This is a genomic window from Massilia sp. CMS3.1 (genome assembly GCF_051262535.1).
Taxonomy (GTDB): domain Bacteria; phylum Pseudomonadota; class Gammaproteobacteria; order Burkholderiales; family Burkholderiaceae_D; genus Telluria.
Map to the genome: position 1 here is coordinate 1 of NZ_JBIMES010000071.1, position 1,005 is coordinate 1,005.

At 50.6% G+C, this 1,005-nt stretch carries 1 rRNA gene; it reads left to right on the top strand.

From position 1 onward, the window contains the following. Positions 1-1,005, top strand: a 23S ribosomal RNA gene (locus ACHAC9_RS24460); the annotation flags it as partial.

A 1,005-nucleotide genomic window follows, 5' to 3' on the forward strand; every position in this document is an offset into this window, starting at 1 on the left:
AATACATAGGTATGCAAAGCGAACGCGGCGAACTGAAACATCTAAGTAGCTGCAGGAAAAGAAATCAACCGAGATTCCCAAAGTAGTGGCGAGCGAAATGGGAAGAGCCTGTACGTGATAGTCGATCGGATAGTGGAACAACCTGGAAATGTTGGCCATAGAGGGTGATAGCCCCTTACACGAAATCTGAACGGTGATACTAAGCGTACGACAAGTAGGGCGGGACACGAGAAATCCTGTCTGAACATGGGGGGACCATCCTCCAAGGCTAAATACTCGTAATCGACCGATAGTGAACCAGTACCGTGAGGGAAAGGCGAAAAGAACCCCGGGAGGGGAGTGAAATAGATCCTGAAACCGTGTGCATACAAACAGTCGGAGCGGACTTGTTCCGTGACGGCGTACCTTTTGTATAATGGGTCAGCGACTTACATTCAGTGGCGAGGTTAACCGAATAGGGGAGCCGTAGAGAAATCGAGTCCGAACAGGGCGACAGTCGCTGGGTGTAGACCCGAAACCAAGTGATCTACCCATGGCCAGGATGAAGGTGCGGTAACACGCCCTGGAGGTCCGAACCCACTAATGTTGAAAAATTAGGGGATGAGCTGTGGGTAGGGGTGAAAGGCTAAACAAACTTGGAAATAGCTGGTTCTCTCCGAAAACTATTTAGGTAGTGCCTCAAGTATCACCATCGGGGGTAGAGCACTGTTATGGCTAGGGGGTCATTGCGACTTACCAAACCATTGCAAACTCCGAATACCGATGAGTGCGAGCTTGGGAGACAGACGTCGGGTGCTAACGTCCGGCGTCAAGAGGGAAACAACCCAGACCGCCAGCTAAGGTCCCAAAGATTGGCTAAGTGGAAAACGAAGTGGGAAGGCTAAAACAGTCAGGATGTTGGCTTAGAAGCAGCCATCATTTAAAGAAAGCGTAATAGCTCACTGATCGAGTCGTCCTGCGCGGAAGATGTAACGGGGCTAAGCCAGTCACCGAAGCTGCGGATAT